Raw genomic sequence first — 7,150 nt, 5'->3', positions numbered from 1 at the left:
GGCCCTTGCGCGGGAGCCCTGGCCTGGGCCGCGTCGGTTGCATGTCTCGCGCAAAGAGCCCACAGCATGAACAGATTGAAAGCGGCCCTGCGGTTAAGCTATTGGTCCGGCGCCCGACCCCGGGTCGCCGCAAGGCCGCACAATGGCTTTATTGACTGAAAACGCTGCGCCCCACCTACAGGCGCACACAATGGAGATGACTGGAATGACGAACTGGACCCTGGCCTCACGCGCCGCAAAGATGAACCCCTCGGTGATCCGCGAGATCCTCAAGGTGACCGAGAAGCCCGGCATCATCAGCCTGGCTGGCGGCCTGCCCTCGCCCAAGACCTTTCCGGTCGATGCCTTTGCCAAGGCCTGCGAAGTGGTGCTGGGCCACGACGGCGCTGCCGCCCTGCAGTACGCCGCCAGCGAAGGCTACGCCCCCCTGCGCGAGGCGATTGCCGACCTTCTGCCCTGGAACGTGGATCCCGCCCAAGTGCTCATCACCACGGGCTCGCAGCAGGCGCTGGACCTGATCGCCAAGGTGCTGATCGACACCGACAGCCGCATACTGGTGGAAACCCCCACCTACCTGGGCGCGCTGCAGGCCTTCGCCCCCATGGAGCCCCAGGTGGTGGCCGTGGCCAGTGACAACGAAGGCGTGCTCATCGACGACCTGGCCGCCAAAGTGGGCAGCGGCGCCGACAAGGCCCGCTTCCTGTACGTGCTGCCCAACTTCCAGAACCCCACGGGCCGCACCATGAGCGAGTCGCGCCGCGCCGCCCTGGTAGAAAAAGCCGCGCAACTGGGCCTGCCGCTGGTCGAGGACAACCCCTACGGCGACCTGTGGTTCGACAACCCGCCGCCCGCACCCCTGACCGCGCGCAACCCCGAGGGCTGCATCTACATGGGGAGCTTCTCCAAGGTGCTGGCACCGGGCCTGCGCCTGGGTTACGTCGTGGCGCCCAAGGCCGTGTTCCCCAAGCTGCTGCAGGCCAAGCAGGCCGCCGACCTGCACACCCCCGGCTTCAACCAGCGCCTGGTGGCCGAGGTGATGAAGGGCGGCTTCCTGGACCGCCATGTGCCCACCATCCGTGCGCTGTACAAGCACCAGCGCGACGCCATGCTCGAAGCACTGCAGCGCGAGATGGTCGGCCTGCAGGTGGAGTGGAACAGCCCCGAGGGCGGCATGTTTTTGTGGCTGCGCCTGCCCGAAGGAATGAACGCCATCGAGCTGCTGCCCCTGGCGGTGGAGCGCAACGTGGCCTTCGTGCCCGGCGCGGCGTTCTACGCCTCGGACGCCGACCCGCGCACGCTGCGCCTGTCGTTCGTGACCGCCAGCAGCACACAGATCAACACCGGCATTACCGCCCTGGCCGCAGCCATCCGGGCCTACCCGCGCAGTACCTGAATTCTCCGCACACGACCAGGAGCCCCCATGAACAAGCGCTCTTACAAGCAGATCGACGTGTTCAGCCATCGCCCTGGCGACGGCAACCCCCTGGCCGTGATCATGGACGGCAACGGTCTTCCCGAGCGGACCATGCAGCGGTTTGCCGCCTGGACCAACCTGTCGGAAACCACCTTTCTGCTGCCGCCCACCGACGAAGGCCGCGCAGCGGGTGCCGACTACCGGGTGCGCATCTTCACCCCCGGCGGCGAGCTGCCCTTTGCCGGCCACCCCACGCTGGGCACGTGCCATGCCTGGCTGCAGGCAGGCCACCAGCCGCACGACCCCGACACCATCGTGCAGGAGTCGGCCCGGGGGCTGGTGCGTATCCGGCGCCAGGGCGAAACCCTGGCTTTTGCCGCACCGCCCATGCAGCGCAGCGCACCCAACCCCGCCATGCTGGCGCTGGTGACGGGTGCGCTGGGTCTGCGCTCCGGGCAAATCCAGGCTGCGCAGATGCTGGACAATGGCCCGCGCTGGCTGGGCCTGCTGCTCGACAGCGCCGACACTGTGCTGGGCATGCAGCCCGACCACGCCCGCCTGAAAGACTTGGGCCAGGACGTGGGCGTAGTGCATGTCGCCCCCACCGCCAGCGACACCCGCCAGCCCGGCGTGGTGGTGCGTGCTTTTGCCGCCCCCATGGGCAACCCGGAAGATCCGGTCACCGGCAGCCTCAACGCCAGCCTGGCGCAGTGGCTGATTCCCGAGGGTCTGGCGCCCCGCCAGTACGTGGTGGCCCAGGGCGAATGCCTGGGCCGCGCCGGGCGTGTGCGCATTACGCAAGACGCCGACGGCCAGGTCTGGGTGGGCGGCAACTCCATCACCTGCATCGAGGGCGAAGTCCTTTTCCCCTGAGCACCCGGCGCCACAGGCGCCGCCGTAACGCCTGGCAACAGGCGGCCGCACGACGGCAAGCCCCCGGCGTGCCTCACGTTCACGGCACACCCATCGTCTGGCCCTCTCCGAAAACACCGCTCATCCACACACCAAGGCCCATCCACCATGCACCAGCGCCCCTTCCAGCAAGTCGATGTGTTCACCGCCACGCCCTGCCTGGGCAACCCGCTGGCCGTGGTGCTCGATGGCGAAGGCCTCTCCACCGAGGCCATGCAGCAGTTCACGAACTGGACCAACCTCTCCGAGGCCACCTTCGTGCTGCCGCCCACGCCCGAGGGCCGCGCCGCCGGTGCGGACTACCGCGTGCGCATCTTCTGTCCGGGGCGCGAGCTGCCCTTCGCCGGCCACCCCACGCTGGGCACCTGCCATGCCTGGCTTGCCGCGGGCGGCCAGCCGCACGCGCCGGGCCGCATCGTGCAGGAATGCGGCGTGGGCCTGGTGCCGCTGCGCCAGGACGGCGAGCGCCTGGCCTTTGCCGCGCCACCCCTGATCCAGAGCGGCCCGCTCGCCGAAGACGACGTGCAGCACATCGCACGCGGCCTGGGCGTGGCGCGCACCGACATCCTGCACCACGCCTGGTGCGACAACGGCCCGAACTGGCGCGGCGTGATGCTGCGCTCGGCCGAGCAGGTGCTGGGGCTGAAGCCCGACGCCGCCGTGCTGGCCGGCCTGGACGTGGGCGTGGTGGGGCCGCGCGGCAAGGTCGGCGTAGTGGGCGCGAGCGACGCCGAGGGCATTGCCTTTGAGGTGCGCGCCTTCTTCCCCGGCAACAACGGCCTGGCCGAGGACCCGGTCACCGGCAGCCTGAACGCCGCGCTGGCGCAGTGGCTCATCGGCGCGGGCCTGGCGCCCACGCGCTACGTGGCCAGCCAGGGCACGGCCCTGGGCCGCTCCGGGCGCGTGCATGTGGAGCAGGACGGCAGCGAAATCTGGGTCGGCGGCCACAGCATCACCTGCATCAGCGGCACAGTGCGGTTGTAAATACAAGCAAAATACGCCTCCAGCGCTTGTGCAGCAAGCGCTGGCAGCTCTCAAAAAAGGAGTGAAACAATGCCTCTGCCCACCCTGCAAGACATCGAAGCCGCCGCCGAGGTGGTCTACCGCGACTTCGCGCCCACACCGCAGTACCGCTGGGGCCTGCTCAGCGAACGCCTGGGCACCGACTGCTGGCTCAAGCACGAGAACCACACGCCCGTGGGCGCCTTCAAGATCCGGGGCGGCCTGACCTATTTCGACCAACTGGCCCAGCGCGGCGCGCTGCCGCGTGAAGTGATCAGCGCCACGCGCGGCAACCACGGGCAAAGCATGGGCTGGGCCGCGCGGCGCCATGGCGTGGCTTGCACCATCGTCGTGCCACGCGGCAACTCGGTCGAAAAGAATGCGGCCATGCGCGCACTGGGCGTCACGCTGATCGAGCACGGCGAAGACTTCCAGGAAGCCCGTGAGCACGCTATGCGGATCGCCGCAGAGCGCGGCGCGCACATGGTGCCCAGCTTCCACACCGACCTGCTGCGCGGCGTTGCGACCTACTGGTGGGAGTTTCTGCGCGCCGTGCCGCAGCTCGACGTGGTGTATGTGCCCATTGGCCAGGGCTCGGGCGCCTGCTCGGCCATCGCCACCAAACTGGCGCTGGGCCACAGCGCCCGCGTGGTAGGCGTAGTCAGCAGCCATGCCACCACCTATGCCGACTCACTGGCCGCAGGCCGCGTGGTCGAGGCGCCCGTCACCACCGAGCTGGCCGACGGCATGGCCTGCCGTGTGGCCGACCCCGAAGCCCTGGCCGTGATGGCCCCGCACATCGATCACATCGTAAAGGTCAGCGACGCTGAAGTGGCTACCGCGATGCGCGCCCTGTTTGCGGACACCCACAACGTAGCCGAAGGTGCGGGTGCCGCGTCACTGGCCGCCGCGCTGCAGGAGCGCACGCAAATCCAAGGGAAAGTGGTGGGGCTGGCTCTGACGGGAGGGAACGTGGACGCCCCGGTATTCAGCAAAGTCCTGTCCGCATGAGCGGCAACAGGTAATTCCATTTCTAAATCATTCGCGTCCAGGCGCGAAGCCGCAGACAGTGCTGTAGCACGGCAAGGCGGAGCAACAACGATACGGATGGTTTAGAGCGGATCACAAAACGCAGCGAAGTGGTTCTGGCGAGGCGCTGTGTCGCAGGCAGCACGGGTATTACGACAAGACGCGGCAACGACGCCAAAAGAGTTTTGTGAATCGCTCTTAGAAATGGAATAACGTGTCTCAAAACCACGCCCGGGCCTGGCTCGTCGCTGCGGAGACAGGCCCGGGGGTGACCACTGCTGACAATCTCTCCCATGGGAACCCTCTACCTTGTGCGCCATGGCCAGGCCTCGTTTGGCGCGGACGACTACGACCAGCTCAGTCCCCTGGGCCGCCAGCAAGCGGTGCGCCTGGGTGAATACTGGCGCGAACGCGGCCAGCGCTTTGATGCGGTATTGCTGGGCACATTGCGCCGCCACACGCAAACCCTGGAGGGTATTGCCGAAGGCCTGCCGGGCCTGCCCCCTTCCATCGCCTTGCCGGGCCTGAACGAATACGACAGCCTGGCGCTGATCCGCGCCATCCACAACGAACCACTGCAAAAGCCCGACACGCCCGAGCTGTACCGCCACCACTTCCGCCTGCTGTGCGATGCCATTGCACAGTGGATGGCTGGCGTCATCAGCCCGCAGGGCATGCCGAGCTGGGAGGATTTCTCGGCCGGCGTGCGCGGCGCGCTCGACAAGGTGCGCCACGACCACGCGGGCCAGAACGTGCTGCTGGTGAGCAGCGGCGGCCCTATCTCCACGGCCGTCGGCGAGGTACTGGGCACGGCGCCGGAAGTGACCATCGCGCTGAACATGCGCATCCGCAACAGCGCGGTGACCGAGTTCAGCGTGTCGCCCAAGCGGTTGATGCTGCAGACCTTCAACACGCTGCCGCACCTCAATGACGCGCAGCATGCGGGAATGGTGACGCACGCCTGATTTAGGCTTTTGCGCTTATTGATATTGCATTTGCAGCTATTGTTTCGATAGTTGCCAGCGCTTACTCACAAAGCGCCAACAGCCAAAAATCCATCAAAAGTCGCCCCGCGCCACCAGCGACTCCACCGGCAACGCACACAGCTCCCCCAGCAACGCCGCCAGTTGCACACCCGCCGCCTCCACCACCGCCCGCCCCTTCTCGGCCGTCGCCCCGGCCGCATTGCCGACCGCGCCCGCCGGGTGGTAGTCCTGCATGGCCCAGCCCATCTTGGCGCTCTTGCCGTTGCCCAGGAGAGCGTAGCGTTCGGCCCGGTCCTGCGAGGTGGAGCGGAAATCGCGCGCCTGGTCCATGCGCACCGTCTGGGGCGCCAGGTGCAGCATCATCGACGTCTCGATCTCGCCCGCATGGATGCCGAAACGGTGCTCCTGCGCACTGAACAGCGTCTGCACGTCGCCCGGCAGCGGCAGGCTGAACCAGCTGCTGCTGTAGACCAGCAGGCCGTGGTGCTGGCGCAGCTCGCGCGCAACGATGTCCATCACGCTGACCTGGCCGCCGTGGCCGTTGAGCAGCAGAAGCTTTTTGACCCCGGCGCGCGCCACGCAGGCGCCGATCTCGGTCCACAGCGCGATCACCGTGGCGGGCGCGAGCGACAGCGTGCCGGGGTAGGCCAGGTGCTCGGTGCTCAAACCCACCACCTGCGGCGGCAGGAAGAGCGCCGGCAGGTTGGCGGGCAGCAGCGGCAGCGCGGCGTCGATCACGCCCTGCAGCAGCGTGGCATCCACACTGAGCGGCAGGTGCGGCCCGTGCTGCTCGATGGCAGCCACGGGCAGCACGGCCACGGTGTGCGCGGCCTGGCCGCTGGCCTGCAGGCGCGCAAAGTCGCGCGTGGTCAGATCGGCCCAGAAGCGCGAGGGCAAGACAGAAAGGGGCGCATTGGAAGTCATGCCCCGCATGGTAGTGGAGACGGCTGCGCTGTGGCGCACCCACATCCCGCTACCATCGCCCCATGACCGAAGAACTGTTCCGCCAGGATGCCCGGCTGCACGCATGCAGCGCCCGCATTACCGCCTGCACCGACGCTGGCATTGGGCGGAACCGCACCATGCTCTACCCACTGGGCAATGGCGCCCTTGTGGCCCACACCTTCGGAATCGAGAAAAAACGCGCCTCCGCCCACCGGGTCGTCTGGGACTTTGCCGCCTGAGCCCCCGGAACCAAAACACACGCCCCCGGCTCCCACAGGACGACCATGTCCCATCGCACCATTCACCGCTTTTTTTACGCTCTTGTTTTCATAGCTGCCAGCGCAGGATGGACAAGCGCCAACGCCCAATTCAGCAACAAACCCGCCCTTGCCACCAGCAGCGTGGTGAGCACGCCACAGGTGCGCGCCGAGCTGGTGGCCCATGCCCCCGAGGGGCTGACACCGGGCCAAACCGTCTGGGTAGGCCTGTGGCTGACGCACCAGAAGGACTGGCATACCTACTGGAAGAACCCCGGCGATTCGGGCCTGCCCACCGAGCTGACCTGGGAGCTGCCGCCCGGCCTGGACATGGGCGAGACCGCCTGGCCCGTGCCCCGGCTGTTCCGCATCGGCAAGCTGGCCAACTACGGCTACGACGGACAGGTGCTGCTGGCCGCGCCGATGCAGGTACCCGCCAGCTTCAAGCCCCCGCCGGGCGGCATGGGCCAGATCGACATCCGCCTGCGCGCCACCTGGCTGGCCTGCCGCGTGGAATGCATCCCCGAAGAGGGCAGCTTCGTGCTGCAACTGCCGGTGCGCAGCTCTACCGCCATGCACAGCGCCCTGTTCGCACAGGCGCAAGG

At 67.8% G+C, this 7,150-nt stretch carries 8 protein-coding genes; 7 read left to right on the top strand and 1 reads right to left on the bottom strand.

Annotation, left to right across the window (positions count from 1 at the left end):
• The first annotated feature begins 205 nt into the window (after nt 1–205).
• From ACYVOC_RS18530 to ACYVOC_RS18510, 5 genes are all read left to right on the top strand, one after another.
• The gene (locus ACYVOC_RS18530; RefSeq protein WP_461162738.1) at nt 206–1,393 is read left to right on the top strand and encodes an aminotransferase-like domain-containing protein; all 1,188 of its coding nucleotides are present in this window, start codon (nt 206–208) and stop codon (nt 1,391–1,393) included.
• A 27-nt stretch (nt 1,394–1,420) separates the two neighbouring features.
• Nucleotides 1,421–2,287 carry a PhzF family phenazine biosynthesis protein gene (locus ACYVOC_RS18525; RefSeq protein ID WP_116004936.1) on the top strand — a complete coding sequence of 289 codons (867 nt, stop codon included), beginning with the start codon at nt 1,421–1,423 and terminating at the stop codon, nt 2,285–2,287.
• A gap of 147 nt (nt 2,288–2,434) precedes the next feature.
• Nucleotides 2,435–3,310 carry a PhzF family phenazine biosynthesis protein gene (locus ACYVOC_RS18520; protein ID WP_461162737.1) on the top strand — a complete coding sequence of 292 codons (876 nt, stop codon included), beginning with the start codon at nt 2,435–2,437 and terminating at the stop codon, nt 3,308–3,310.
• 69 nt (nt 3,311–3,379) lie between these two features.
• Complete coding sequence (locus ACYVOC_RS18515; protein ID WP_461162736.1) at nt 3,380–4,339, top strand: threonine dehydratase; 960 nt, start codon at nt 3,380–3,382, stop codon at nt 4,337–4,339.
• A 311-nt stretch (nt 4,340–4,650) separates the two neighbouring features.
• The gene (locus ACYVOC_RS18510) at nt 4,651–5,322 is read left to right on the top strand and encodes a histidine phosphatase family protein (protein ID WP_116004940.1); all 672 of its coding nucleotides are present in this window, start codon (nt 4,651–4,653) and stop codon (nt 5,320–5,322) included.
• A gap of 93 nt (nt 5,323–5,415) precedes the next feature.
• Here the strand turns inward: ACYVOC_RS18510 and ACYVOC_RS18505 are convergent, their stop codons facing one another.
• Complete coding sequence (locus ACYVOC_RS18505) at nt 5,416–6,276, bottom strand: creatininase family protein (protein WP_461162735.1); 861 nt, start codon at nt 6,274–6,276, stop codon at nt 5,416–5,418.
• Between the two features lie 53 nt (nt 6,277–6,329).
• On the opposite strand from ACYVOC_RS18505, the gene ACYVOC_RS18500 reads away from it, so the two are divergent.
• A complete protein-coding gene (locus tag ACYVOC_RS18500) occupies nt 6,330–6,527 on the top strand; it encodes a hypothetical protein (protein ID WP_461162734.1) in 198 nt (65 codons plus the stop codon).
• 45 nt (nt 6,528–6,572) lie between these two features.
• A partial coding sequence (locus ACYVOC_RS18495) for a protein-disulfide reductase DsbD domain-containing protein (protein ID WP_461162733.1) occupies nt 6,573–7,150 on the top strand: 578 nt, incomplete at its 3' end.

It is taken from the genome of Simplicispira piscis, assembly GCF_054783455.1.
This window is presented reverse-complemented; position numbering and strand designations above follow the sequence as displayed.

What these genes read in the sequence shown, in the direction of transcription:
- ACYVOC_RS18530 (WP_461162738.1), top strand. Translation starts at nt 206, where the DNA reads ATGACGAACTGGACCCTGGCCTCACGCGCCGCAAAGATGAACCCCTCG.
- ACYVOC_RS18525 (WP_116004936.1), top strand. Translation starts at nt 1,421, where the DNA reads ATGAACAAGCGCTCTTACAAGCAGATCGACGTGTTCAGCCATCGCCCT.
- ACYVOC_RS18520 (WP_461162737.1), top strand. Translation starts at nt 2,435, where the DNA reads ATGCACCAGCGCCCCTTCCAGCAAGTCGATGTGTTCACCGCCACGCCC.
- ACYVOC_RS18515 (WP_461162736.1), top strand. Translation starts at nt 3,380, where the DNA reads ATGCCTCTGCCCACCCTGCAAGACATCGAAGCCGCCGCCGAGGTGGTC.
- ACYVOC_RS18510 (WP_116004940.1), top strand. Translation starts at nt 4,651, where the DNA reads ATGGGAACCCTCTACCTTGTGCGCCATGGCCAGGCCTCGTTTGGCGCG.
- ACYVOC_RS18505 (WP_461162735.1), bottom strand. Translation starts at nt 6,276, where the DNA reads ATGCGGGGCATGACTTCCAATGCGCCCCTTTCTGTCTTGCCCTCGCGC.
- ACYVOC_RS18500 (WP_461162734.1), top strand. Translation starts at nt 6,330, where the DNA reads ATGACCGAAGAACTGTTCCGCCAGGATGCCCGGCTGCACGCATGCAGC.